General features: G+C 63.1%; 23 protein-coding genes and 1 tRNA gene. 10 read left to right on the top strand and 14 right to left on the bottom strand.

Annotated features, from left to right (window positions below; genetic code table 11):
* The first annotated feature begins 17 nt into the window (after positions 1–17).
* The gene (locus tag ACX80T_RS01040) at positions 18–2,093 is read left to right on the top strand and encodes a caspase family protein (RefSeq protein WP_459303523.1); all 2,076 of its coding nucleotides are present in this window, start codon (positions 18–20) and stop codon (positions 2,091–2,093) included.
* 1 nt (position 2,094) lies between these two features.
* Here the strand turns inward: ACX80T_RS01040 and ACX80T_RS01045 are convergent, their stop codons facing one another.
* From ACX80T_RS01045 to ACX80T_RS01060, 4 genes are all read right to left on the bottom strand, one after another.
* Positions 2,095–3,573, bottom strand: a complete 1,479-nt coding sequence (locus ACX80T_RS01045; protein WP_019484036.1) for a flotillin family protein — start codon at positions 3,571–3,573, stop codon at positions 2,095–2,097.
* Between the two features lie 242 nt (positions 3,574–3,815).
* Entirely contained in the window at positions 3,816–4,280 is a 465-nt protein-coding gene (locus tag ACX80T_RS01050) for an SRPBCC family protein (protein WP_019484037.1), read from the bottom strand.
* A 34-nt stretch (positions 4,281–4,314) separates the two neighbouring features.
* Entirely contained in the window at positions 4,315–6,786 is a 2,472-nt protein-coding gene (locus tag ACX80T_RS01055; protein ID WP_459303524.1) for an ATP-dependent DNA ligase, read from the bottom strand.
* 80 nt (positions 6,787–6,866) lie between these two features.
* Positions 6,867–7,358, bottom strand: coding sequence for an SRPBCC domain-containing protein (locus ACX80T_RS01060; RefSeq protein WP_156911334.1), 492 nt, complete (start codon positions 7,356–7,358; stop codon positions 6,867–6,869).
* A gap of 45 nt (positions 7,359–7,403) precedes the next feature.
* Between ACX80T_RS01060 and ku the strand changes: the two genes are divergently transcribed.
* The 5 genes from ku (at position 7,404) to ACX80T_RS01085 (ending at position 10,100) form a co-directional block, all read left to right on the top strand.
* Positions 7,404–8,273 (top strand): non-homologous end joining protein Ku, encoded by an 870-nt coding sequence (gene ku, locus ACX80T_RS01065; RefSeq protein WP_019484040.1) that lies wholly within the window; start codon positions 7,404–7,406, stop codon positions 8,271–8,273.
* Positions 8,273–8,542, top strand: coding sequence for a hypothetical protein (locus ACX80T_RS01070; RefSeq protein ID WP_024477136.1), 270 nt, complete (start codon positions 8,273–8,275; stop codon positions 8,540–8,542). Before ku ends, ACX80T_RS01070 begins: the two co-directional genes overlap by 1 nt.
* A 194-nt stretch (positions 8,543–8,736) precedes the next feature.
* Positions 8,737–8,813, top strand: a tRNA-Val gene (locus tag ACX80T_RS01075).
* 152 nt (positions 8,814–8,965) lie between these two features.
* Complete coding sequence (locus tag ACX80T_RS01080) at positions 8,966–9,763, top strand: SDR family oxidoreductase (RefSeq protein ID WP_024477135.1); 798 nt, start codon at positions 8,966–8,968, stop codon at positions 9,761–9,763.
* Positions 9,764–9,881: 118 nt separating this feature from the next.
* A complete protein-coding gene (locus ACX80T_RS01085; protein ID WP_019484043.1) occupies positions 9,882–10,100 on the top strand; it encodes a hypothetical protein in 219 nt (72 codons plus the stop codon).
* Positions 10,101–10,133: 33 nt separating this feature from the next.
* Here ACX80T_RS01085 and ACX80T_RS01090 read toward each other — a convergent pair whose 3' ends face one another.
* The 3 genes from ACX80T_RS01090 to ACX80T_RS01100 are packed head-to-tail and all read right to left on the bottom strand — an operon-like array spanning position 10,134 to position 13,251.
* Entirely contained in the window at positions 10,134–10,838 is a 705-nt protein-coding gene (locus ACX80T_RS01090) for a glycosyltransferase (RefSeq protein WP_024477134.1), read from the bottom strand.
* Positions 10,835–12,196: a bifunctional PIG-L family deacetylase/class I SAM-dependent methyltransferase gene (locus ACX80T_RS01095; protein WP_024477133.1), complete on the bottom strand. Its 1,362-nt coding sequence runs from the start codon at positions 12,194–12,196 to the stop codon at positions 10,835–10,837. The genes ACX80T_RS01090 and ACX80T_RS01095 overlap by 4 nt, the downstream gene beginning before the upstream one ends.
* The gene (locus ACX80T_RS01100) at positions 12,190–13,251 is read right to left on the bottom strand and encodes an acyl-CoA dehydrogenase family protein (protein ID WP_237742161.1); all 1,062 of its coding nucleotides are present in this window, start codon (positions 13,249–13,251) and stop codon (positions 12,190–12,192) included. The genes ACX80T_RS01095 and ACX80T_RS01100 overlap by 7 nt, the downstream gene beginning before the upstream one ends.
* A gap of 131 nt (positions 13,252–13,382) precedes the next feature.
* Here ACX80T_RS01100 and ACX80T_RS01105 point away from each other — a divergent pair, with 131 nt between their 5' ends.
* Together ACX80T_RS01105 and ACX80T_RS01110 are read left to right on the top strand one after the other, a co-directional pair.
* Complete coding sequence (locus ACX80T_RS01105) at positions 13,383–14,882, top strand: FAD-dependent oxidoreductase (RefSeq protein ID WP_024477131.1); 1,500 nt, start codon at positions 13,383–13,385, stop codon at positions 14,880–14,882.
* A gap of 53 nt (positions 14,883–14,935) precedes the next feature.
* Positions 14,936–16,054, top strand: coding sequence for a phosphate ABC transporter substrate-binding protein PstS (locus ACX80T_RS01110; RefSeq protein WP_024477130.1), 1,119 nt, complete (start codon positions 14,936–14,938; stop codon positions 16,052–16,054).
* Between the two features lie 78 nt (positions 16,055–16,132).
* Here ACX80T_RS01110 and ACX80T_RS01115 read toward each other — a convergent pair whose 3' ends face one another.
* On the bottom strand, positions 16,133–16,702 hold the full coding sequence (locus tag ACX80T_RS01115; protein WP_019484049.1) for an SRPBCC family protein: 570 nt from the start codon (positions 16,700–16,702) through the stop codon (positions 16,133–16,135).
* A gap of 173 nt (positions 16,703–16,875) precedes the next feature.
* On the opposite strand from ACX80T_RS01115, the gene ACX80T_RS01120 reads away from it, so the two are divergent.
* Positions 16,876–17,355: a Dps family protein gene (locus tag ACX80T_RS01120; protein WP_019484051.1), complete on the top strand. Its 480-nt coding sequence runs from the start codon at positions 16,876–16,878 to the stop codon at positions 17,353–17,355.
* 55 nt (positions 17,356–17,410) lie between these two features.
* On the opposite strand, the gene ACX80T_RS01125 is transcribed toward ACX80T_RS01120, so the two are convergent.
* Both ACX80T_RS01125 and ACX80T_RS01130 read right to left on the bottom strand, forming a co-directional pair.
* The gene (locus ACX80T_RS01125) at positions 17,411–18,223 is read right to left on the bottom strand and encodes an enoyl-CoA hydratase/isomerase family protein (RefSeq protein ID WP_024477129.1); all 813 of its coding nucleotides are present in this window, start codon (positions 18,221–18,223) and stop codon (positions 17,411–17,413) included.
* A 47-nt stretch (positions 18,224–18,270) separates the two neighbouring features.
* Positions 18,271–18,999 carry a CPBP family intramembrane glutamic endopeptidase gene (locus ACX80T_RS01130; RefSeq protein WP_459303525.1) on the bottom strand — a complete coding sequence of 243 codons (729 nt, stop codon included), beginning with the start codon at positions 18,997–18,999 and terminating at the stop codon, positions 18,271–18,273.
* A gap of 298 nt (positions 19,000–19,297) precedes the next feature.
* On the opposite strand from ACX80T_RS01130, the gene ACX80T_RS01135 reads away from it, so the two are divergent.
* Positions 19,298–20,671, top strand: a complete 1,374-nt coding sequence (locus ACX80T_RS01135; RefSeq protein WP_024477127.1) for a GH1 family beta-glucosidase — start codon at positions 19,298–19,300, stop codon at positions 20,669–20,671.
* 219 nt (positions 20,672–20,890) lie between these two features.
* On the opposite strand, the gene ACX80T_RS01140 is transcribed toward ACX80T_RS01135, so the two are convergent.
* The 4 genes from ACX80T_RS01140 to hpaH all read right to left on the bottom strand — a co-directional run bounded on the left by ACX80T_RS01140 (position 20,891) and on the right by hpaH (position 25,104).
* The gene (locus ACX80T_RS01140) at positions 20,891–22,504 is read right to left on the bottom strand and encodes an HNH endonuclease signature motif containing protein (RefSeq protein WP_459303526.1); all 1,614 of its coding nucleotides are present in this window, start codon (positions 22,502–22,504) and stop codon (positions 20,891–20,893) included.
* Positions 22,505–22,765: 261 nt separating this feature from the next.
* Entirely contained in the window at positions 22,766–23,506 is a 741-nt protein-coding gene (locus ACX80T_RS01145; RefSeq protein ID WP_019482012.1) for a LysR family substrate-binding domain-containing protein, read from the bottom strand.
* A gap of 24 nt (positions 23,507–23,530) precedes the next feature.
* Complete coding sequence (locus ACX80T_RS01150) at positions 23,531–24,334, bottom strand: HpcH/HpaI aldolase family protein (RefSeq protein WP_165802558.1); 804 nt, start codon at positions 24,332–24,334, stop codon at positions 23,531–23,533.
* Positions 24,319–25,104, bottom strand: coding sequence for a 2-oxo-hept-4-ene-1,7-dioate hydratase (gene hpaH, locus ACX80T_RS01155; RefSeq protein WP_116778051.1), 786 nt, complete (start codon positions 25,102–25,104; stop codon positions 24,319–24,321). The genes ACX80T_RS01150 and hpaH overlap by 16 nt, the downstream gene beginning before the upstream one ends.
* Position 25,105 lies beyond the last annotated feature (1 nt).

A 25,105-nucleotide genomic window follows, 5' to 3' on the forward strand; every position in this document is an offset into this window, starting at 1 on the left:
CTCAACGAGGAGTAGCCATGAATACCACTGCAGCGACCGCCGCTACCCAACGGGGGTCCGGGCTCAGCGCCGCCCAGATCACGGCCCTGAAACCGCATGTAGTGAACCTCAGCCGAGGCAAGTTCTCGACCGGTGGTGAAATAAGTACCACTGCAGCCGACGTGGATGCCATTTTCCAGAATCATCTCCCCAAGTTCGCACCAGACGGCGACGCACCGATCATGGTCTACGCCCACGGCGGTCTGGTGAGCGAGGCAGCTGGCCTCCGTTCCGCACATCAGCAAAGCGAATGGTGGAAATCGAATGGCGTGTACCCGATCTTCTTCGTCTGGGAGACAGGCTTCCTCGATGCACTGTTCGGCTCTCTGCCCGGAACCAGGGGCGTCCTGGGAGATGTGAGGGACCGCGCAATCGAGCTGATGGCCCGGGCCGCTAACGGTGAGCGGATCTGGGGCGAAATGAAGCGGTTTGCCGAAGACGCCTCGGCAACGGGTGGCGGCGCGCTCTACGTGGCAAAAGCACTCGGCAATTATGTGGCAGCACACCCGAAGACCAGCGTCCACGCCGTCGGCCACAGCGCCGGCTCCATCTTCCACTCCTACTTTGTGCCAGCCGCCCTGAAGGCCGGGGTCCCCGAGTTCGCGACGGTCAGCCTACTGGCACCCGCCGTCCGCACTGATACGTTCAAGGCGAAGTTGGCACCCGAGGCCGGTAAAGGCATCAAATCCCTGGCGATGTACACCATGACGCAGCAGGCCGAGCTTACTGACACCTGCCCCGGTGGCTACGGGAAATCGTTGTTGTATCTGGTCCGTGCGTCCTTCGAAAAGGAAGAGTTCACGCCCATTTTGGGTTTGCAGGAGTGCGTCAACGCGGACCCCGAACTGCTCAAGTTCTTCGATGACGACGGCGGTAAGGCGAAGGCAGAGGTGATCTGGTCAATTTCCGAGACCGGACCTGAAACACGCCGGAGCACTGCGACCACCCACGGGGGATTCGACGACAACACTACGACCATGGAGAGCGTCGCCCGCAGGATTACGGGCAGGAAACCGAAACCCTTCGGCGCCCGAATGATCAGTGAGCCGTGGGCTGTGGCCCCCACCGTCCGCGAGGAACCCCCCGTAAGTACCCGACGCGCCCTATGCATCGGAATCAATGCCTACCCGCCGGGCAAAGAACTGTATGGCTGCGTCGCTGACGCGGAGGCGTGGGGCAAACAGCTGGAGTCGGTCGGATTCGAGGTGACAACCCTGCTCGATGGGGCGGCCACCAGGGTCAACATTCTTCAGGGCATTTTCGACCTGGTGGCGCATAGCACCGCCGGGGATGTGCTCGTCATGCAGTACGCGGGCCATGGGACGTACATTGATGACCTCGATGGTGATGAAGCGGAGGATGGCAACGGAGAAAAGCTGTTCGACGAGGCGCTTTGCCCGGTGGACTTTCAGGGCGGAAACCTGATCATCGATGACGATCTTGGGGAACTCTTCGACCTACTCCCGGAAGGGGTAAGCCTCACCGCCTTCTTCGACTCCTGTCATTCAGGTGACGGTACCCGGCTCTTACCGTCGCTGGGCACTGCAGTCACTGACGGGGCCGAGCAGGCAGCCAATCATGGCCGACGGGCACGGTTCCTGGTCCCTGACACGACCACCATTGAAAACTTCCGGTTACGTCGCGGCGCAGCCGCGAACCCGGGCAAACGAGCCACCGCCCGCGAACTACTGTTTAGCGCCTGTCAGCCTGACGAAGTGGCCTACGAGACCGGCGGGCACGGCGACTTCACCGCCGCAGCAAGCCTGCTGCTGGCCCCAAGCGCCGAGAAGATCACCAACGCCGATTTTCTGGCCAAAGTGCTCGAATCGTTTGCTCATCAGCCGCGGCAGAACCCCTACTTCTACGGTGTCGCTGCTGCTTCCGCCAGGACGTTCCTGGCACCGCTGACCCGGCCCGTGGATGCCGGCCAGGGCCTCCGTCCAGCGTCCGGTCAAACCAGTGAAACCAGTGCAGTCGCCCCGGAGGTTGCCGCCGCACGCGCACGAGCAGCGGCAACCTTCCTGCGGGCGACTGCCGATTTCATCGACGGGTGAATTAGACCGACGGCGCGTGGGTGTTTTCAGTTGGCGATGCCGGTTCCGTGGCAGCACCGTCCGTGGCGCCCCAGTTTTTCAGCATCTCGACGGCGTCTAGCCCGGTGGTGTCCTTGAGTAGCTGGAAGGTCTGCTGCAACCCGCCGGACACGTTCTTGCTCAACTGGGTGGCACCGTCGTTGGAGATGACGGTCATGTTGTCGATTCCCGACATTGGGGCGGCGATTTCCCGAGCGATCTGCGGGAGGATTTCCATCACCTTGTTGAGAATTGCTGCTTCGTTGAACTGCTCGTACGCCTTGGCCTGGGCTTCGATTCCCTCGGCCTCCGCGATTCCCTTCTGCCGGACAACGTCTGCCTCAGCCTGGCCGCGAAGCGCGATGATCTCCGCTTCCGCTGCACCGTTGGCCCGGGTCACTGACGCCGCTGCGTTACCGCGTGCGGTGTTGGCGGCGGCCTCAGCTTCAGCGGTGACCTTGTCACCCTCGGCGCTGAGGCGGCGCTTGGTCAGCGCCACTTCCGCCTCAACCTGATCGGCTTCAGACTGGCGCTTGCGCTGCTCGAGCTTACCGGCCGCTTCCTGCTCCACCCGGTACTTTTCTGCGTCGGCAGGCTTGCGGATCTCAATATCCAGTTCACGTTCACGCAGCTCGGACTGCCGTGAAGCAACCTGCTGTTCCTTGACCAGGATCGACTGGCGCTGCTCAGCTGCAGCCAAGGGACCCGCCGCGTCGGCCTGGGCCTGCCGTGCGTCCGCGACCTCCTTGAGCTCGGCCCGGCGGATGGCGAGCCGCTGTTCGGCAAGCGCAACCTGCTCGTCCGCGATCGCAGCGGCCTCGGCAGCTTCCTGCGCCGCATTCGCTTCGGCAATCTTCGCCTGCTTCTCAGCGAGTGCCGCCTCGGGCCGGCCCAGGTTCTTCAGGTAGCTGGAATCGTCGTCGACCGACTGGATCTGGAAGGTATCAATCTCCAGACCCTGGTTATGCATTGAGTGCTCGGCCTCTTCCTTGACACTCTTGGCGAAAGAAGCACGGTCCTTGATGATCGAGTCCACGCTCAGCGTGCCCACGATGGAGCGCAACGAACCGGACAGGGTCTCTTGGGTGTAATGGTCGATCTGATCCTGCTGGTTCAAGAATCGTTGAGCGGCGCGGCGCACCGCCTCTTCGTCGCCCCCCACTTTGATCTGGGCGACACCGGTCAGCCGAAGCTTGATGCCGTTCTTGGAGATACCCTCAATCTGAAGGGTCACCTGGCGTGAGGCGAGCGAGATGGAGAACGCCTTCTGGCTGAACGGGTTGATGAATGTGCGACCGAACACCACACGCTGGCTTTCCTGGCTGCCTTTGCCGGTGATGATCAGTGCTTCGGACGGGCTCGCAATCCGCAGTGCAAGACGCGCGACGATGGCGGCAATAACTGCCAATACCACCAACACGGCAAGCACAATGCCGACAACAATAAACTGACTGAGGTCCACTACAGCCCCTTCTATGGGATTTACAAAGGATGAGTGGCCGGAAGTTCCAGTGCCTCGCCGGTATCGGCCGGGTCAATACTGGAGTGCCCGTGCGGTCCCCCACCGCCCGTTATGTGTCGGACGCCACCCTATGGACGGTACACGACCCACTCCCGGGAAGCTGGGCGTTCCAAAGCTCGACGACAACGCGGACGGCCACCATCGTTGGGCTGGCGGCGGTCCGGCGTCGAACGTCAGGTGGGTTAAACCTCGGACACCGCGGCGGCCAGGTTGTTCAGCGAAGCCTCCAGATCGTGGGCGGAAACCGCCGGGAAGGATACCTTCTTGAGCACAGTCGAATCGGTGACGCTGCTCCAGTCGTAGGTGAGAGTCACTTCGGTGGAGTCGGGGCCCTGGGGCGTCAACTCCCACACCCACTGCCAACCGGCAGGCTCGGCCCCAGCCTCAGCCGTTTTCCAGGCAAGGAGCTTGTTGTGGTCGTAACCCACCACATGGTTGTCGGTCTTGTAGTCCCCACCCAGCTTGTCCCAGTACTGGTTCATGGTGAACATCTGTCCCACAGCCGTAATCCTGTCCGACTTCTCGTCGGACTGCACCATGCCTGAGCCGTCAATCTGCGCGTGGCGCGCGGGGTTGGACAGGACGTTGAAGATCGCGTCAGCTGAAGCGTCGATGACGCGGGACGAGGTGATTTTCTTGTCACTCATTGTTGTACTCCTTGATGTTGTTGGTCAGTCATATTCACAGTTCGACGACGACGTCGGACGGCAGTTTGTCGGGCCGCCAACCCCGCCAGACGGGGTGGCGGAGTTTCCCCGCTCCGGTTCGTTCGCTGAATTGCACCTCCCCGACCAGGGCTGGGCGGACCCAGTGCGCGTCTGAGGCATCAGCGGCTGGCACATCCGCAAGTGGTGCAGTCTTCCGGGACATCTTGCGGAGTCGTGAACCAATTTCAGCAAGATCACGTTCGGTCAGGCCTGACCCCACCCGGCCCACATACTTCAGGTCGACGCCGTCGGGCACGGCCACCAGGAGGGAACCCACCTTGTGCGCACGGCTGCCTTTGCCCGGCCGCCACCCGACCACCACCACTTCCTGGGTGAGCTGGTCTTTGATCTTGACCCAGCCCCTGGACCTGCGACCGGCCGTATACGTACCGGAGGTGCGCTTGGCGACCACCCCCTCCAAACCGAGCTCCCTGCTGGCGGCCACGGCCTCCTCGATGGTGGCATGCAGGGCTGGGGGCACCTGAATATGGCCATCCGCGGGGCTGTCCACCGCCTGCTCAAGGATTTCCCGGCGCTGGGCATACTGCAGTTGAAGCAGCGAGTTGCCGTCGAGGTAAAGCAGATCGAAAATCATGAAATGCACTGGGGCTTTACGGCGTGCGGCGTCGATCTCGGAGCTTTTGGTGAGATTGAAGCGGTTCTGCAGTAACCCGAAGTCGGGACGGCCCGACTTGTTCAGTGCCACTATTTCCCCGTCGAGCACTACATTGTTGCCGTTGACGTAGTCGCCCAGATCCGCCAGTTCGGGGTACAGCGCCGTCATGTCATTGGCGTTGCGGCTGGTGAGACGCACCCCGTCGGGTGTCACTGTGGCGATTGCCCTGACCCCGTCCCACTTCATTTCGAAAGCCCAGTCCTCATCGGCTGTCACGTCACCAGCCGAGCCGGGCGAGGCGAGCATCGGCATCAGCTCCGGCGGGGTCTCGGCGGCGCCCGACGCCGGGGCTTCGGCCGAGGCGTCAGCGGCGCCCTGGTCTTTCATCAGGTGCATCAACCAGTTCCTTTTGCCCGACTCGTCGCCGCCGGTGTGGATGAGGGCATACCGCCGGACGGGGCTGCCGCTGCGTGCCAGACCACCGTCGTCGCGCCCCTGAACCGTACAGATCACTTCCTTTCCATCGCGCCATTTCTCGGCGTGGTAGGTCCCGGAATCCCAGATGTACATCTCCCCGGCGCCGTATTCCCCCTTGGGGATGGTGCCCTCGAAGACGGCGTACTCCAGGGGGTGGTCCTCGGTCTGGACGGCGAGGTGGTTCTTGTTGGGGGTGTCCGGCGGCCCCTTGGGTACAGCCCAGGAGACGAGGACGCCGTCGCGTTCCAGCCGAAAGTCGTAGTGCAACCGGCGGGCGTGGTGCTCCTGGATGACAAAACGGTTGCCGCCGGCGTCACTGACGCTGTCGGGGATCGGCTCAGGGGTCTTTGCGCTGTCCCGCATGGAGCGGTAGGTGTGCAGGCGGTCACGAACGCGAGGCTCGGATGTCGTTGTGTCCCCGGGCCCGCCCCGGTCGCCGTCAGGCCCTCCGGAGGTCTCATCCAGCCCGGCGAGGAGATCACCGAGTTCCTTCACCCGGTCCATCATCTGCCGGTAGTCGAGTTGCGCCAGCTCAGGGTCCTCCAACTCCGCCCAGGAGCGGGGCGCGGCAACAGTGGGGCGCAGCCTGCCACGCAGGGAGTAGGGCGCCACGGTGGTCTTGTTCCTGCTGTTTTGGCTCCAGTCCACCAGCACCTTCCCCCCGCGCAGGGACTTCTTCATATCGCTGACCACCAGGTCGGGGTGGTCAGCCTCGAGCGCCCTGGCCAGCTCATGGGCAACGGTGGATACCTCGTCGGAGGACTGGGAACCATCCAGTGCCGCATACAGGTGGATGCCCTTGGAGCCGCTGGTGACGGGGTAGGGTTCCAGGCCCATGTCCTGCAGGATCACGCGGGCATGGCGAGCAACCTCGGCGCAGTCGCCGAGGCTCACCCCGTCGCCAGGGTCAAGGTCGAGGACCAACCGGTCCGGATTGTTGATCTCCCCGTCCGGGCCGAACCTCCACTGCGGAACATGGATTTCCAGGGCCGAAATCTGTCCAAACCAGGTCAGGGTGGCCAGGTCATTGACCATCGGATACACGTTGACGTGGTCTTTATGGGCGATGGAGTGTCGTTGCACCCACGCCGGCGCCGACTGGTCGAGGTTCTTCTGGAAAAAGACCTGTCCGGGCTGCTCCGCGGTTCCCACCCCGTTGACCCAGCGCTTGCGGGTCACCGCCCGGTCCCTGGCGTGCGGAATCAGGTAGCCGGCGATCGCAGCATAGTAGGCGAGAACGTCCGCCTTGGTGGTCCCGGAGGCGGGATAGATCACCTTGTTGAGGTTCGTCAGCCGGAGGCGTTGACCGTCCACAGTGACAGTCTGCTGCTGCTGACCGGTGCTGGAACCCATGACACCAGTCTTGTCTGGAAGCGCCGCAAACGCCACACGTGCCCGGAAAGCAGGGCACGGGATCCTGTCCCGGGGTGCTGCTAGTCGCTGAGCTTCTCCTGGTATTGAGCGACGAGGCGCTCCCAGTCAGCGGGGTTCTGGCCCAGCGGACGCTCGTTCAGGAGATCGTCGAGGCCAATCAGCGTGAAGTGCCAGCCCGCCGCCGAACTACCCGCGGCGTCTGGGTCCTGCAGGGTGTTGGTGAGGGTCAGCAGGGCGCCGGAGTCGCCGTCGTTCGCCAACTCCCAGCGCAGCACCTCCCGATCCCAGGTGTAGGCGAGAAGGTTCGGCTTCTCGGCTTCGAGGACCGTGCCTTTGGTGGGCCGTTCCCCAGGGAAGGTGAAGGTCACTTCGGCGCCCTTACGCGGGAGCAGGTCAAGTTCACAGGGGAACCAGTACTTGAGTTTGCGGGGGTCTGTCAGGTGCTTCCAGAGCACTGACGCGGGAAAGTTGTACCGCATCTCGAACCGGAGGGCGGGCTTGCCGTCGACTGTGGTCTTGGTGACCGTGGGCTCAGCTTTTTCAGGATTCACCAAGCCATCGTATCCGCGGAACCCAAACACTGGTTCACTTGGTACATGAGAGCCATCTGGAAGGGCGCCGTCGCTTTTGGGCTGGTCAATGTGCCGGTCAAGGTCTACAGCGCCACCGAAGACCACGACATCAGCCTCCACCAGGTCCACGACAAGGACGGCGGCCGGATCCGCTACCAGCGCCGCTGCGAGATCTGCGGGGAGGTGGTCGAATACAAAAACATCGACAAGGCGTACGACGACGGCGAGCGCACCGTGGTGCTCACCGACGAGGACTTCGCGACCCTTCCCGTCGAGAAGAGCCGGGAAATCGGCGTCGTCGAGTTTGTGCCCAGCGACCAGATAGACCCGATCATGCTGGACCGGTCCTATTTTCTGGAGCCGGATTCCAGTTCCACCAAGGCCTATGTGCTGCTGCGCCGCACCCTTGAGGAGACCGACCGCACGGCTATCGTGCAGTTCACGCTGCGGCAGAAGAGCCGGCTCGGTGCGCTGCGGGTGCGTGGGGACGTTCTGATGCTGCAGTCGCTGCTCTGGGATGACGAGGTACGCGAGGCCAAGTTCCCCGCCCTTGACGAGCGGGTACGGATCTCGGCCAAGGAGAAGGAAATGTCGGCTGCGCTGGTGGATTCCTTCTCGACCGATTTCGATCCTGAGAACTTCACCGATGAGTATCAGGAACAGCTGCGCACTCTGATCGAGGCGAAACTTGAGAAGGGGGAAGCCCTCGACACTGAGGAAACTTTCGGGGAATCCGACGACGACGAGGGCGGTGGCAAAGTCCTCGACCTCATGGAGGCACTCCGGCGGAGCGTCGAGAAGAACCGTGAGAAAAAGGGCACGCCGTCCGATCAGAAAAAACCGGCATCCAAAGGGTCCTCAGCACCAGCCAAAACAAAATCGAAAGGCGCCTGATGGCCACCTCGTCCTCACTTCTGCTCAGCTTCTTCACCAATTCGCGTGGCGAGCAGACCATCGTGCAGGCACCCAACGCGCCGGTCCTCGGGTGGACGGTCTTCGGCCTCGCTTCCCTCCTGGCACAGCAGGACGGAAACAAGCGGCTATTGCTGACTCTCAGCCGGGTGTGCCTCGGACTGTGGGCAGTGCTTGAGCTGACCCGCGGTGAGAGCGGATTCCGCCGCACCCTGGGCGGCTTGACCCTCGGCTGGCTGGCACGGCGTTAGCCGGCAGCCTCACCCTGGGGTAACCCACGCAGCAGACGATGGGGGCTCGCCGAGGGATCTTGTAGCGAACTGACTGTTCGTCCGGGCGGCAGGGAATAGGGACCACGGTCACCATGGTTCAAGCGGCCGAATTTTTTCCAGCCCGGGTATGGCCTAAACTGGCAACTGTCCGACCGCGTCTGGGTTGGGCGCGCGCCTGTGTAGCTCAGTCTGGTAGAGCATCCGCTTCACACGCGGAAGGCCCGGGGATCAAGGCCCCGCGCAGGCACCACCACCGGCTCTCCGCCAACGCGGGGGGCCGGTTTTGTGTCAACAGGCCGGATTTGTGTCAACAGCCCAGTTTTGGGTCTGCAGCCCGGATTTTATGCCCTAGGAAGGTCAGCACACTTGCTTTCCAGGGTCCTTCCTCGGAAGGATGGGGTGATGGCCTACACACCCAGCACTGCAATAGTCACCGGATCCGACTCGGGCATTGGCCGGGCCACGGCCCTCGCCCTCGCTGAGGCAGGTTGTGATGTCGGTATCACCTGGCACTCTGATGAGGACGGCGCCAACGAGACCGCGCGGTTAGTCCGTGAGTTTGGCCGTAAAGCGGTGGTGACCCGGTTGGACACCACTGATGCGCCAGCCTGCGGCGATGTGGTGGACCAGATGATCAGTGACCTCGGCGGACTTGACGTGTTCGTGAACAACGCTGGTGTCAACGGCGGAACCCCCTTCATGGATACCAGCTATGACGAATGGCGCGGCACCCTGGCAGCCAACCTGGATGGTGCATTTGTCTGCATCCAGCGTGCGGCGGCACAAATGATTTCCGCCGGGAACGGCGGCAGGATCATTGCCGTCACCAGCGTTCATCAGGAACAGCCGCGCGTGGGCTCCGCAGCCTACGATGCGTCAAAACACGGTCTCGGCGGGTTAATCAAGACGATCGCCCTGGAGCTGGGCGATCAGGGCATTACCGCGAACGCGGTCCTGCCTGGCGAAATTGCTACGGCAATGAACGATGCCGAGGACAAGGATCCCCACGACATTGACCGCCCGGGTATCCCCGTGGGCCGCCCCGGTGCATCGGAGGAAGTCGCGGCAGTGATCGCGTTCCTGGCATCACCGGCGTCGAGTTACGTCAACGGCGCCTCCTGGGTCGTCGACGGCGGCATGCTCCAGATGGGCCCGCAGGCCGGTTCCCACCTGACCAGCGGTAAGTGGCGCGCAGTCTGACGTTCCATGCCCGGGTGACAGGAGCCACCCCGAACACTCAGGTGGCATTCACTTGCCGTTCAGACAGGCGCAGTACGTTGAAGGCATTAGCTTTCCGTATTGAAAGGACCCACCGACCATGGAAACTTCGTCTCCGTCCCGCGAGGGCATCTCGGACTGGTCCACCCTCCGCCGTGGGCAGCGGGTCGCGTTCAATCACGACAGCGATGGGCCCGTAGCGGGGGTTGTCGAGATGCGCACCGACGACGCCTCGGTGTTGTGGATTCAACTCAACGAAGGTGCCGGCCGCCGCCTCATCCATTGCGAAGACGGATACCGGCTCAAACGGGCTGACTGATCCCGAACCTCCTGTTCGCTCCGCTTTCCCTGGTTATAGGGGAAGGTCCCGCAAATAGCCGGCGAACCCGCCGGGTGTCCGGCCCGTTGTCCTGGCGGATGTCGTGGCCCTGATGGAGTCCACCGCAGCCCACCTCACCCCCAGCGATTTCAGCCGAGCGATCAGATCTGCATCCTCATGGATGTCCAGGGCAGCGAAACCACCGACCGCCAGGTAGCTGTCCGCCCGGAATCCCAGGTTCGCGCCGTGAACGTAGTCGTGGCCGTCGTCGAGCGGGTGAGCGGCATGCCAGGCGCGCTCCAGCGCGGCATCCAGGCCTACCGGGTTGGGAACCACCGTCCCCAGGATCAGTTCCACCCCCGAGGCGGCCAGCCGGCACTGCTCGACGAGCCACTGCCCGGGCACCTCAGTGTCGGCGTCGGTGTTCGCCACCCAGATCTGGCTGGCTGGCTGGCCGAGCTGAGCCACCGCGTGGGCGACCCCGGCCCTACGTGCCAATCCCACCGAGGCGAAGTCAACTGCCAGAGGCTGGGCAACTGGATACTCGGCCACCACCCGTGCCGAAGCGTCGGTACATCCGTCCAGGACCACGGTGACGGACAGGGCGACTGACGGGTACGCGTCGGCGAGCGCCCTGCCCGCCTCATCGAGGGCGGCCAGGCACCGCGGCAGGCTCTCCTCCTCGTTCCGGGCCGGGACGACGACCGCCACCGCCGCCGGCACGGACGACGCCTTCACAAGACACCGGTCGCTCTGGCCACCGACACCGCCGGTGGCCGCACCAGAAGGTCGATGCGGAAATCCTCTTCGCGGTGTTCTGCAAAAACAGCTAGTGACGAGGCTGAACGAAATAGTTCGTGGACGGTGTCCCCATCCAGTTCCCAGCCATCTATTGGGTGCCGCCAGTGGCACAGGAGAATGACCCCGTCGGCTGCCAGCGATGCGACCGCACGTGCCACGACATCCAGCAATTGTGTCCGGCTGAGGAAGTAGCCCACCTCGGAGATTACGATCAGGTCGAATTGCCCCGAGGGCCAATTCCGTGGCACGGACGCAACCCGGGCAGTCGCCTCGGGGTAATCGCTCAACCGTTCCTGCGTAGCCGCCACCGCCGTTGGACTGATATCCAGGGCAAGGAGGGAATCCGTGCGCGCGGCGAGCTCGGCGGAGAGTACACCGATTGAACAACCCAGTTCGAGTGAAGCCGCAAACCGTTCCCTCGGTAACAGCGCCAAAGCCACTGAACGTTTTCGTCGTTCATAGAAGCGGTCCTTGAGCCCCCACGGATCGTCCGTGTCGGCGTGCAGCCGTTCGAACACACCCGATGATGGGGTGGGGATGAAGGCCTCAAAACCGCGGGCGAAGTGGTCCAGGAACCCCGGGGCGAGCAGTGCTTCGTCTCCCGGCTCGTCGGACAGGGGCGCCGTCTGGCTCGCATGCATGAGCAGGGCCGACTGTTTGAGGGTTTGCTCATCGCCAGCAAGATCAAGGATTTCGAGCTGGTTCCATGGCACCTCGGAGGAATCCGGCGTCGCCCAGTGCCACAGCCACACCGGGTACTCAAGCAGCGGAAGGTTCAGTTCCGCTGCCAGCTGTGCCGCAGCCGTACCGCCAGCTTCGTGATCCCCGTGCCCGTCCCCCCGCCACGGGGCCACCAGCAAGGTGCGTTCGCCCGGACGCCCACCGGCGGCAACAATCCGGCGGAGCTGTTCGGCGAGCTCCTCGGCATCCAACCCGCCGTCGGGAAGGTTGAGGAAGTGCGTCCGTGCTGACGGTGCCAACAATTCGACGGCCTGCTCGAGTTCAATCCGCCGCAACTCGGCCAGCTGGACAGCAGTGTGGGTCGGGGAGTTCGGGTGGGACGCTTCGCCGTTGGTGGCGACCACAATATCCGTGGCAACCCCGGCGCGGGCCAGGCGTCGCACCAGCCCGGCTGCCCCAAGCGTCTCGTCGTCGGGGTGGGCCGCAACCACTATCACCCGTTCCGGCATTCGCCCATCGAAAAGGGCCTCAATACTGAGCCGGGCGTCGCTGCGCCAGTCCTGGCTCCAGCGGTGCTCGGGCGTTCCGGCGTCCTCGTGCGAAAAGGTCACCACGGTGCAACTCCGGTGTTCTGGAGCTGGCGGCCCAGGGCTGCTGCGTCCCGTTCGGCGTGGTGCTGGCGGAGATATACCTGCAGATCGGCCACCCTCCGGGCGTGGTCTTCCTCCAGGGCCAGGGGTGCCGGACCGAGCCCGTGGCCTACCATCCGAAGGATGGCTTCGGCAGCGTCGGCAACAACGCCCCTCACCCGCGCAGCCAGCAGCGCCCCGGCGGCACCGTGGGCCCGACCCGCGTCAATGTCGGTTGCAGCCGCCGCGAGCGCCCCCCGCGCGGCGTACAGGTGACGGTCCACCTCTCCGAGATACATCAGCGCTACCTGATCGGGGGTTCGTTCCCCCACTGAGCGCAGTAACCGCCGCGCAATGCCGACCGCTCCCCCATACCAACAGGCAGCCACCCCGAGCCCTCCCCAGGCAAACCCGTCGCGCTGCAAATACCAGTTGTCGGCACCTACGGGGCGGGCTGATGCCGCATCGAAGTCAATGGGGCCGCTGTCCACCGCTGCCAGCCCACGGCTAACCCAGGTACCGCGGATAGCCTGAACCGTCGGTTGGCGCAGGTCTACGCTGAAGGCGCGCCGTTCGCCATCCGGGACATGGGCCGTCACGACCGCGTAGTCCAGATTGCCCGCCAATGAGCACCAGGGTTTCCGCCCGGTCAGCTGCCAGTCGCCGTCGTTGTCGAAAGAGTGGTGCGCTTCCAGGCGGTGCTCGGGCGCCTCAGCGGCGAAGACCCCCCAGGTTCCCGCTGCGACTGACAGTTCGGCTTGCCGCAGGATGGCTACCGCGTCGAGGTGAGGTTCAATGGTGCGCGCCACCGACAGGTCGGCTGCTGCGATGGTGGCCAAGGTCTCCCACAGGGTCAGTGTGGATCCTCCGCCCGGCAACGGGGTCCGCGCACCAAGCTCGGCGGCAAGGGCGAGCGCCCGCGACACCGAGCCAGCCGCCGCGACAGCGCTCTCGTAAAGGGTGTCCTGGGTGTTTGACCCACTATCCAAAAGTACTGACCGCTTCGGCGTCGTCACAATATCCTCTTCATCTTGCGGCATGATAATCAGCATACTTACTCAATCCGGTGCCTGCCGTAGTCGAAGACACCGCGGGACATCTACGGGTCCTTGACTGGAACGGATTTTGGGAGTGGGCTTAGGTCCCACAACCCGACGGCAGAAGGCATCCGATGACATCCCTTTGGCAGGCAACCCGTCCGCAGTTCCCGGCCGACCCGTTCATGCCCGGCGCCACCTATGACTCAGTGGTGGTGGGTGCCGGGCTTACCGGAATCATTACCGCGCTGCTGCTGGCACGCTCAGGCCAACGGGTAGCAGTACTGGAGGCAAGGCGCGCAGGGGATGTCACCACCGGAAACACCACGGGCAAAATATCACTCCTTCAGGGGACCCAACTCTCCTCTATTATCCGGCACCATGACGCCGAGACAGCCCGCCACTACGTCACCGGAAACCTTGAAGGGCAATCCTGGTTGTTGCGGTTCTTCCGCGAGCACGGCATTCCGTTCGACACTCGGGACGCGGTCACCTACTCCGTCACCGACACTGGTGCTGCTGCGCTGAAAGCCGAACATGAGGCGTGCCTCGCGGCGGGGCTGACCCCGGTGCTGCAGGACGCCTCCTCCCTGCCGTTCGCCGTTACTGGTAGCCTCCGCCTCCCGGGGCAAGCACAGTTTCATCCCCTGCAGGGTTTGGCTGGACTAGCTGCTGACTTCAGGTCTCATGGCGGCCACCTGATTGAAGGAGTCCGGGTGGAGGGGATTAGCACCGGAAAATTGAAGGGGGACAAAATTGAGGTCAAAACCCCTCGCGGAACGGTGTGGGCTGAGCACTTGATCCTGGCAACAGGCACCCCCATTCTCGATCGCGGCGGACACTTCTCAGTCCTCACCCCTCAGCGGTCCTATGCCGTTGCTTTTGCCGTTGAGGGTCAGACCCTTGAGGGTATGGATGAGATGTTCCTGTCCATCGACGGACCGACACGTTCCCTGCGCACCGCCGTCGTCGATGGAAGGACGTACCTGATCGCTGGGGGCAATGGCCACCGCGTCGGCCGCGAAACCCATACGCAAGCCCTGGTCGATGATCTGGTGCGTTGGACCCAGCAACACTTTCCGTCGGTGAAGCCGGTTCATCACTGGTCGGCCCAGGACTACGAACCCGCATCAGCCGTACCCTATGTGGGCAAGCTCCCACTGAGTCGACACAACATTTACGCAGCTACCGGCTACAACAAGTGGGGCATGACCAACGCCGTCGCGGCGGCCTTGGCCTTATCGGCCGAAATTCTCGGCGGGCAGATGCCCTGGGCCAACAAACTGTATGCCACCCGCGTCGCCCGGCAGGACGCGCTCAGTACGGTCAAGACAAACGCCGGTGCCGGACTGGAACTCCTGAACGGTTGGCTTGGTGGCCTGGCGCGGACCAGCACCGTCAGCCCACCGGAGGGTCAAGGTGTGGTGGTCCGCAACGGCGCCCGCCCCGAGGGGGTCTGCGTGGTCGACGGCGTCACCCACCGGGTTTCGGCGGTCTGCCCTCATCTGGGCGGTGTTCTGGGTTGGAACGACGCCGAGAAGTCCTGGGATTGCCCCCTGCACGGGTCACGATTCACGGCAGAGGGAACCTTGCTGGAAGGCCCCGCCACCCGCGACCTCACTAAGGGCAGCTGACGCTGGAACCTGCCCAATTCGTTCACCCACTGTTCACCTGTATCGTAAATTAGGTGCTGCCTCACCCCACGCGTCGCCTTGCCCTCCTTGCCACCGCCGTCCTCGGCCTCTCACTCACCGCCTGCGGGTCCGACTATCCCCTGGGCCCCGAGCAGGAAGCCGCAGCCCAGCGCGCCAACTCAGACCTTCGAGGCACCATCACTGGCGCCGGATCCTCGGCGCAGGGTCCAGCAATGGACGGCTGGATATCAGGTTTCGGCACCCTTCACTCCCAGGCGCAATTGCAGTATTCCCCCGACGGCTCCGGTGCCGGGCGGGGGGCGCTACTTGCCGGAGCAGTGCAGTTCGCCGGCTCGGATGCTTACCTCAATGACGAGGAAATCGCCGAGTCCGCTGAGGCCTGCGGCCCAGACGGCGCGTTCAATATTCCGGCCTACGTATCGCCGATCAGTGTCACGTTCAACCTTCCTGGGCTCACCGAGTTAAACCTGGATGCACCAACCATCGCCAGCATTTTCCTGGGCGACATCGACAACTGGAATGATCCAGCCATTGCCGGACAGAATACCGACGTCGATCTACCGGACCTCCGGATTACCCCGGTCAGCCGGTCGGACGATTCGGGAACCACAGAGAACTTCACCGACTACCTCCACGAGACCGTTCCGGACCAATGGACCTTCGAAGCGGATGGCACGTGGCCCAGTGAGCTCGGGAACGAGAACTCCAAGGGCAACGCCGGTGTTGTAAGCACCGTCGCCGGCACCGAGGGGGCAATCACCTACGCTGACGATTCAGCTGTTGGCCCACCGCTGGGAAGGGCGAACCTGCTGGTGGGAAACGAATACGTGCCGGTCAGCACCGAAGCGGCAGCCGCCGCCGTCGACATCGCCACTCCGGTCGAAGGCCGGCCCAGCTACGACATTGCGCTGACCCTCGACCGGACCACCACCAAAGCGGACGTCTACCCGCTGATTCTGGTGTCCTATCACGTCTTCTGCACTTCGTACCCGGACGAGACAACGGTCAGACTCATCAAGGAGTTCGGCACCTACGTGGTTAGCCCCGAGGGTCAGGAGGCTGCCGCAGAATCGGCGAAAAGCTCACCCATTTCCGCCCAGCTCTCCGAACGCGCAACTGAGGCGATTGCCGGGATTACGGTCCGCGACTAGGTCAATCCCATTAGACGGCTTCGGCCGGATCTCCACTTATGCGTAGTTCCGGCCGAAGCTTTCTAACGTGAGTCCCGGCTAGCTCGGCGCGACGGTGGCGCGCGGGCCACCCGACTCGGGATCGTCCAGTGACGGATCACTGAGATCCGCTGCTCCGGCTGCGGCCGTCGAGGTCCCCGACGTGGTCCCTGACGGTGGCGCGTCAATGTCACCGCGCCAGGCCCCTGTCTCGGAGTTGTTGCTTTCGATGAACTCCTTGAAACGCTGGAGATCGGATTTCACCTGCCGATTGTCGGCGTTGACTACCGAGCCAATCTTTTCGGTGAAGGTCTCTGGATGCCAGTCCAACTGGACAGCAACACGGGAGGTGGTGTCGTCAATCCGGTGGAAAGTAACCACTCCTGCGTGGGACTTTCCGTCGACGCTCTTCCAGGCAATTCGCTCATCGGGGTGCTGCTCGGTGATTTCGGTGTCGAACTCTCGTTCCACACCGCCGATCTTGGTGACCCAGTGACTACGAGTGTCAGATGTCTGGGTGATCGATTCCACCCCGCCCATGAACTGGGGGAAGGTTTCGAACTGCGTCCACTGGTTGTAGGCAGTACTCACGGGTACTGCTACGTCGATGGATTCCTGGACTGTCGTCATATGGGTTCCTCCTGCAAGTTCCACAATCAGTGAACTACTAAGTAAACTGATTGTATTCCTTGCCGCTGGATTTCAACAACATCCGCGGTCTAGGCTGAAGATTGATCCAAACCTCGCACCCGGCGCTTTCCCAGCACCGGGGGAGGGCAGGTTCTACCCACAGGAGGAAAAACATGAAGGCTTCCAAAACACTGACTGACAACATGCAGGCCGTGCTGGTTGAGCTCATCGAGCTGCACCTACAGGGCAAGCAGGCGCACTGGAACGTCGTCGGCAAGAACTTCCGCGACATGCACCTGCAGCTGGACGAGATCATCGACGACGCCCGCCTGTTTGCCGATCAGATGGCCGAGCGTATGCGCGCCCTGCACGCCGTTCCTGATGGCCGGAGCGGTTCGGTAGCGAAGGGCACCACCCTCAACCAATTCCCGGCCGGTCTGGTCTCCACCAAAGACACGGTCACCATGGTTGTTGCCATGCTCGAAGGCACGGTAAAGACCATGCGCGACGTGCATGACCAGATCGACGAGGAAGACCCCACCACCGCCGACATTCTGCACGCCTTCATTGAGAAGCTTGAGCAGTACGCCTGGATGGTTGACGCAGAGAACATGGAACCGACCGCAACGGTTACCCAGCCTGCAAAGGCCTAGTTCAGCAAAGTCTTCGTCCAGCAAAGCCCTGGTACAGCAAACCTGCCTTCCCCGATTAGTTACCGGGGAAGGCAGGTTTTTCTTTGGCAAGGAACGCCCGGGTTCCTTCGCGCATGTCTGACGTGGTGAACGCCTGCTTGAATGAATCAGCCTCGATCGCCAGTCCGTCGGAGGTGGGCCGGCCTTCAACGCGGGCCATTGTTTCCTTGACCGCTGCGATTGCGGTGGGAGAGTGCCCGGCGATTTCGGCGATAGTTTTCCCAGCCGCGGCCAGCAACGCTTCCCGATCATCAAATACCGCGTTGACCAAACCAAGGCGTTGAGCCTGTTCGGCCCTGATGCGCCGCCCAGTGAACAACAGTTCCCTGGCCTGGGACGGTCCCACCCGCTGCTGCAATCTCACTGAACCGCCAAATCCGGGAACCAGGCCCAGGCTCACTTCGGGTTGCCCAAACGAAGCTGATTCTGTGGCATAGATGAAGTCGCAGGCCAGCGCCAGCTCGCATCCCCCGCCCAGGGCGAATCCGTTGACCGCTGCAATTACGGGCACCGGGAGCGACTCGAGCCGGAGCGTGAGTGCCTGCATCCTGGTGCTGTAGTCCCACGCCTGGCCGGGTGTCATGGCCGTCATTTCACGGATGTCGGCCCCAGCGGCAAATGCCTTCTCCCCCGCGCCGGTGATCACGACCCCGCGGACCTGCCAGCCGTCGTCGTTCCTGAATTCCCCTTCGAGAACGTTCAGAAGATGGTCCAGATCATCAACGACCTGGGTGGAGAGGGCGTTCAGCGCCTCGGGCCGATCGAGGGTGATCGTTACCACCGACTGAGCGTAGCTAGCCTGGATGGTTGAATATTCCTTATACTGCATATTGGTTTCCTGTCGACGGTGGCGGCGTGGGTTGTAGCCGAAAATTCCTAGGGGAGCAGTTCCGGCGGAAGCGCCAGAAGCAGGCCGATGGCTGTTCCGTTGAAAACGACGTGGGTTACGATTGCTGGCCCCAGACGGCCGGTCCAGACGGTTAGGAATCCGCAGATCACCCCAACCGTAAACGTGCCTACGAGGAGATAGATCGACGATCTCAGGTCCCCTACCGCGCCGGTGTGCAAGAGGCCGAAGGCGAGGGAACTGGCCAGGATCGCCACAACCGTTGCAGTCGTCAACGACCGCTGCGGAGTCGCGGTCGAGACCCGGCCCTTCGCTGAGCCTTTCAGCCACCATGCGTTCTGCACAGCTCGCAGGACCAGTCCGCGGTTGAAGAGTTCCTCAAGGAAAGGCGCAATGAGGGCTCCGCCGAGGACGGCGTTCACAAAGATCCAACCGCTGTCGCCAGTGAGAAAGATTTCCGCGTTGCCTTGCAGCACCTCGCCCTCGCCCAGCGGCCAGAGCAGAGTCATGATCACCTGAACTAATGCCAGGATAATGCGGGCCGCGATGCCGACTCCGAGTCCTATGGCCAGGTCAATCCATTTGAATCTCAGACCGAAGTCCCTGGCAAGCGAGCCAAATCCCCACACCCTTGAGGCCAGAACACTGCTCCCCAGCAGGGCAAGCCAGGTGAAGCAAAGTGAAGCGAAGACTAGTTCAGGTCCGAAGCTGAGCATCGAAGAGAGCGCTAGCGTGCCGCCCAGGGGAAGGGCCAACACCAGAAGCAATCCCACTGCGGCCTGCCAGAGTCCCCACCCGGGCTTCAGTGGGCCCGTCGGACCAAGCTGTGCGGGGTTCGCAAACCGGGCTGATATCCGTGCCGTGTCTGGGACATTCGAGGGGATCATTGCCTGTGCGCCGGGGTGGTCGGGGTGGGGTTGATGCGCATATCCAGCACACTACCTCCCTGCCTCTCTGCAGCCAGCCAGCAAGTTCACAGCGTCAAGGCATTGACGCAACGGGGTCGGTGGGATTTAGGTGAAGGGATCAGGCTGAAAGCCCATAAAGGAGCGCACCGTGACCAGCTTTGGATTGCCGCCCGGGTTTGTGTTTGGGACGGCGACGGCCGCAGCCCAGATTGAGGGTGGCGTCCACGAGGGTGGCCGCGGTGAGAGTATTTGGGACGCGTACGCCAGGACTCACAGGAACATCCTGGATGCGTCGAGTGCGGCCATTGCCTGCGACCATTACCACCGGTATGCGGAGGATTTTGACCTGCTCAGGGAGTTGGGTGGGCAGGCGTATCGGATGTCGATCGCGTGGCCACGTATTCAACCCCTCGGACGCGGACCGGCCAACCCCGAGGGTATCGCCTTCTACCACCGGCTCCTCGATGCCCTCCTGGACCGTGGTATTCAGCCGTGGGTGACCATTTATCACTGGGACCTGCCCCAGGCGCTGCAGGACGCTGGCGGGTGGCAGAACCGCGACACCGTTGATGCGTTCGCCGACTACACCCGGATTCTTCGGGATGAGTTCGGCGACAAGGTAGCGGCCTGGATGACCGTCAACGAGCCGGTGGTCCACACCGGCGTCGGACACGCAATTGGCCGTGCCGCGCCGGGACTGATGATGCTGGGCAGTGCCTTCGTCGTGGCGCATCATCTTCTCCTGGCTCACGGTAACGCCGTGCGTACCCTTCGGGAGACCCTTTCCTCGCCGGTGGGTATCGTGAACAATCATTCGCCGGTGCAGCCAGCCACCGGCTCAGACCGGGACGCGCGTCTTGCGGTCCTTTACGACCAGTATCACAACGGCCAGTTCGCTGGGCCGGTCCTGACCGGCAGGTATCCACCGGAACTCGAGGAGGTGGACGGAATCTCCTTTGAGGTGATCCACGACGGTGACATGGAGATCATCTCCACCCCCCTGGACTTCTACGGCGTCAACTATTATTTTCCGACCCGGGTGGGTGCGGCTCCCCCGTTTTATCCGGTGCCGTTCGCTCCCAAAGAATTTGTGGGAGTGCCGGTCACCGACTTTGGCTGGCCGGTGATGCCCGCCAGCCTGCTCAGAATTCTTAAGCAACTGAAAGCCGCCTATCCCCGGCTGCCCCCGGTATACATCACCGAAAATGGTTGCGCTTACGACGACGGCCCGCAGGGTGGGCTTCAGGGATCAGGGGGCGCGCTGCAGGACACCCGCCGGATCGACTTTCTGGAGCAGCATCTCGCCGCCGTCGGAGAGGCGATCGCGGCTGGAATTGATGTAAGGGGTTACTTCCACTGGACCTTGCTGGATAACTGGGAGTGGCAGGAGGGGTACACCAAGAAGTTTGGTCTGGTGCGGCTGGAGCCAGCGACGCTGGAACGGGTACCACGGGCGTCCTTCCACAGATATGCCGAAATTATCCGTTCAGCGGGTAGTCCCACCAACGCCTACCCATCCTGACCGGTCTGAGCCCGTCCACGTCCGCCTTGCCGCCTTAGCGCCTTAGCGCCGATTGATTAGTCTGGCGGCCTGGCTGGCTTGGAGCGTCGCGGGTCGCGGGTCGCCCGATCTCACAGTTGAGCGATGGGGTCTGGACCCGCGTGCGGGCAGCGCGTGTGGGGCAAAAAGGTCGTCGCCACTGTACCTTTACCGACAGGCGTCGCTAGCCGCAACAAATCACTAAAAGGGCGGAGGTATGTCGGGTGGTGGTGCTGGTGGTGGGTCGGCTGTGGTGAGGTAGGTTTCGCCGGCAGGCGAGATTGCGATGATGGTCCCGGGTTCGGGTTGTTGGTAGTGCCAGTAGCCTTCGGTTTTGAACATGTGGTGACGTTTACACAGGGCCGCCAGATTCCCGTAGCTGGTTGTGCCTCCTTGGGACCAGGGGGTGGTGTGGTCGAGTTCGCAGAACACCGCCAACCGGTTACATCCCGGATGCCGACACGTCCCGTCCCTGACCCGGACCGCATCCTTCAGGTCCTGCGGGACCCGGTACGTGGTCGCATCAGCGCCAAGCCTGGCCCCGGTGAAGGGGTGGGTGAGGATCCTGGTGAACGATGGTGCGTGCCCGGCGAGCTTCCGTGCCGTCTCGGGATCAATCGGCCCGTAGCCTTCCAGCTCACCGGGAGCATCCCCGCCGAGGAGAGTCATCACCGGGACGGTGACGAACACCTTCGCCTGCACACCCCAATACGTGCTGGCCTCCCCCGACTGGCTGGATCCGCTGGACCCGGTCGATTTGCTGTCGCTCTTGCCATCGTTGCCGCCGTTGTCCTCGGCGCCCGTTTCATGATCGCCGGTGGGTCCGGCGCTGGTCAGAACGTCCACTAGAACATCGGCGCGTAACTGGGTGAGAGTCCTGGCCTCGTCGGGTCCCTGCAAGGCCCGGGCTGCGGTGTCGACGCGGTGGAAAATCCCGGCAGCCTGGTCGGTGGGTAGGTAGGCTTCGAGCCACGCCATCCCGTCGTAGGCAGGACTCAGCTGCACTAACCGGCCCAGGACTGCTTTTTGACGGCGGGTGCTGATCGACTCGGGGTGCAGCCTCTCCCGGAGCCTCACTGCCTGGTAATAGAACTTCGAGACCGTCATCTTCCCGGCCATCGTAATGAGCCGGTCCTCGAACGCCGCCGACGCCGCCGCGAAGGTATGGGGGATGCTGGTGACTTCCTCCACCACAGCCCACGCGTGGCGACGGGAAAACCGACCAGCTTCCAAAGCATGGAGGGTGGAAGGGTAATGCCGGACCAGCAGGGTGCTGTGTTCGATCAGGGACCCCGCGGTACGTTCCGGCAAATGCAAGGCGGCGCCGACCTCGGCCGCGGCGAGGGGCTTATCAAATCCAAAGGCCCCGCGACCGCCGTGGATCTGCTCGGCCTGGAGGTCCAACGCCCGGGTAGCTAACTTGGCTTCCTGCGCATCAAGCCAGGACCTCAGCTCAGCGACGTCCTTCAACGCGTCCAACGTCTGAGCAGAGTCCAGACCCGCCACCGCAGCCAACCCGAGATGGCCGGTCAAGGCCGGCGATTCCGCACTGGAACGCACCCGCCCACCCGAACCAAATACCGGACCGGGCACGTCAGGCCCGTCGGCCTGAGGTGCCTCCCAGAACGCGTCAACGCTGAGCGGACCACCCGGACCATACCCACCCGAGGCACCCGAGGCACCCGAGGCACCCGAGGCACCCGAGGCACCCGAGGCACCCGAGGCAGTGTTCGCGGACCCGCTATCAGAAGCGGAATCGGAGCCGGAATCGGGGAAGAATGCCGATCCGGTAGCAGAGGCTTTACTGCTTTTCATACCTCTATTCCATCATCGAGCACTGACAGTAATGACAAAATAGGGCCCCATTTAGGGCCCCCAGGAAAACTTTTTTCAACTATTTTTCAGCACCGGAATTCAGGCACCGCAGACCCAGTCCCGGACCGCCCGCTACCACCCGCCAAACCGTGAGATGTGGCGACCTGTTCGCCCTTTAGCTCACCAGATCTACCGTCTCGGCGAAGGAAGGGGTAAGGGATGGAAAGGGCAGCGGGGAGGCTGGCTAGGGCGTGTTGACGTCTAGCGGCGGCCACGCCCACCGGCACCGGGCTTCCGGCCGCGCGGGTTCTGCTTCTTACCCCCAGCTGCCGGCTTCTTGGGCCCACCGGCTTTCTGCGTGGGCTTTGAGGAACGCGCGGACGGTTGCTTTTTGCTTGCCGCCTTTTGCGCCTTCTTTTCCTTTTTCTCAGGTTCCTTGGCCGAGGGCTGCCGCGAGCTTCGTTCAGTGCGCCCCCTGACGATGCCGATGAACTCTTCGATGTCCTCGGCGGTGTTCTCTGAAAGCCAGGCCACGGCAATTGTGGTGGCCGGAACATCGAGAACGGGCCGGTGGACCGCGTCTTTGCGGGCGTAGAGGCGTGCAATCGACATGGGCACAATCACCACACCGGCACCCGTTGCCGCGAGTTCAATGGTGGCCTTCTCGCCACCATTGGCAATCACATCAAGGTGGTTCTCGGCGGCCAGTTCGGCGAGGGGAACCTCGTCGAACAGTGACAATTCGTGGTCCTTGCCCGCCACCACCACCGGCTGCTCCTCATAGAGGGGAATCACGCTGAGGCCTTCGCGGTCCACCGGGAGACGGACGAAACCGAGATCAACCGTGCCTGCGCGCAGAGCCTCCTCTTGGCTGGCGGCTTCATACTCACGCGTTTCCAGTGGTTTTGCTGGAAACCTGTCGCGCCACCGGCTGACCCATTTCCCGGGTGTCACACCGGGGACAAAGCCGACGGTGAGGACGCTGGGCTGGGGCTCGGACATCTGATCACACTAACCCACGGGAGGTCAGTAGCTTGCGGGCGAATCGTCGTCGGGCGCCGGAATGAACTGGGCAGCCAGGGCCTCCGACCCGCGAGCCAGCAGGGCGACGTCGGCACCCACCAGGATGAAACTGGCTCCGACATCCAGATAGTGGCGTGCGGTAGCGGGGTTGAAGGCGTTCACTCCGGCCGGTTTTCCGGCCTTCTGTGCCGCTGCGAGACAGTGTTCGACGGCGGCTCGCACCTCGGGGTGCTCCTGCTGGCCCAGCACGCCCATGGACGCAGCGAGGTCCGAGGGGCCAACGAAGATTGCGTCAACACCGTCAACGGCAAGGATCGCCTCGACGGCGGCGACGGCGGCGGTAGATTCGATCTGTACCGTCACGCTGATGGTCTCATCAGCCACGGCCAGATAATCGGGAACCCGGTTCCAGCGGGCAGCCCGCGCCAGCGCCGATCCAACACCCCGCACACCACCCGGCGGGTACCGGGTAGCCGCAACTGCTGCTTCAGCGTCAGCCACCGAGTGGACCATCGGGATCAGCAGATTTTGCACCCCCAGGTCCAGATACTGCTTGATGAGCACTGTGTCATTCACCGGGGGACGAACCATTGCGTGCACCGGGTAGCCGTGAACGGCCTGGAGCTGGGCAAGAATGGATTCCAGCCCATTTGGGCTGTGCTCAGCGTCGATGAGGAGCCAGTCCAGGCCAGCTCCTGCGCAGAGCTCGGCGATCAAGGGGCTTCCCGAGCACACCCACATGCCAGTTAGCGGCCGATCGGCCCCGGCGAGCGCTACACGAAACGTGTCATTTAGTGGAAGTGGCATGTCACTACTCCCAGCGGTCCGTAGTCGGCGTGGATAGTGTCACCCTTATTGACCCACAGTGGGCGGGTGAAGGACCCGGCGAGGATGATGTCACCGGCCTTCATACTGTCACCGTGGGCGGCAATCTTGTTGGCCAGCCAGTGAACACCGGCCGCCGGGTGGTCGAGCACTCCAGCTGCGACGCCGGTTTCCTCGACCGTCTGGTTCTTGTAAAGGATTGCCGCTACCCAACGGAGGTCGACGGCGTCCGGTCTCACCGGACGACCACCCACCACCATGGCGCCCATCGCCGCGTTGTCCGAAATGGTGTCAACGATGGTCCTACCCTCCATCTCGATCCGGGAATCCAGGATTTCAAGGGCGGGGACCACGTAGTCGGTGGCATTCAGTACGTCGAAGATGGTGCACCCTGGTCCCGACAGATCCTGCTTCAACACAAACGCCAGTTCCACTTCGACCCGCGGATGGGTGTACCGATCCCAGTCCACCGAGCAGCCGGTGTCCAACACCATATCGTCGAAGATGGCTCCGTAATCGGGTTCGGTGATGCCGGTGGCCGCCTGCATGGCCTTCGAGGTGAGGCCGATCTTGCGCCCCACCAGCGTTCGCCCGGCAGCCTCGTTGCGTTGACGCCACAGCTGCTGCACCGCGTAGGCGTCCTCAACGGTCATGTCCGGATAGCGGGCCGTCAGCCGCGGAACCGGGGTGCGGCTGCGCCCGGCTTCGACCAGCTCATCGGCAATGGCTTCAATTGTTGTGGCATCCAGCATG

This window comes from Arthrobacter sp. Sr33, from assembly GCF_054511195.1.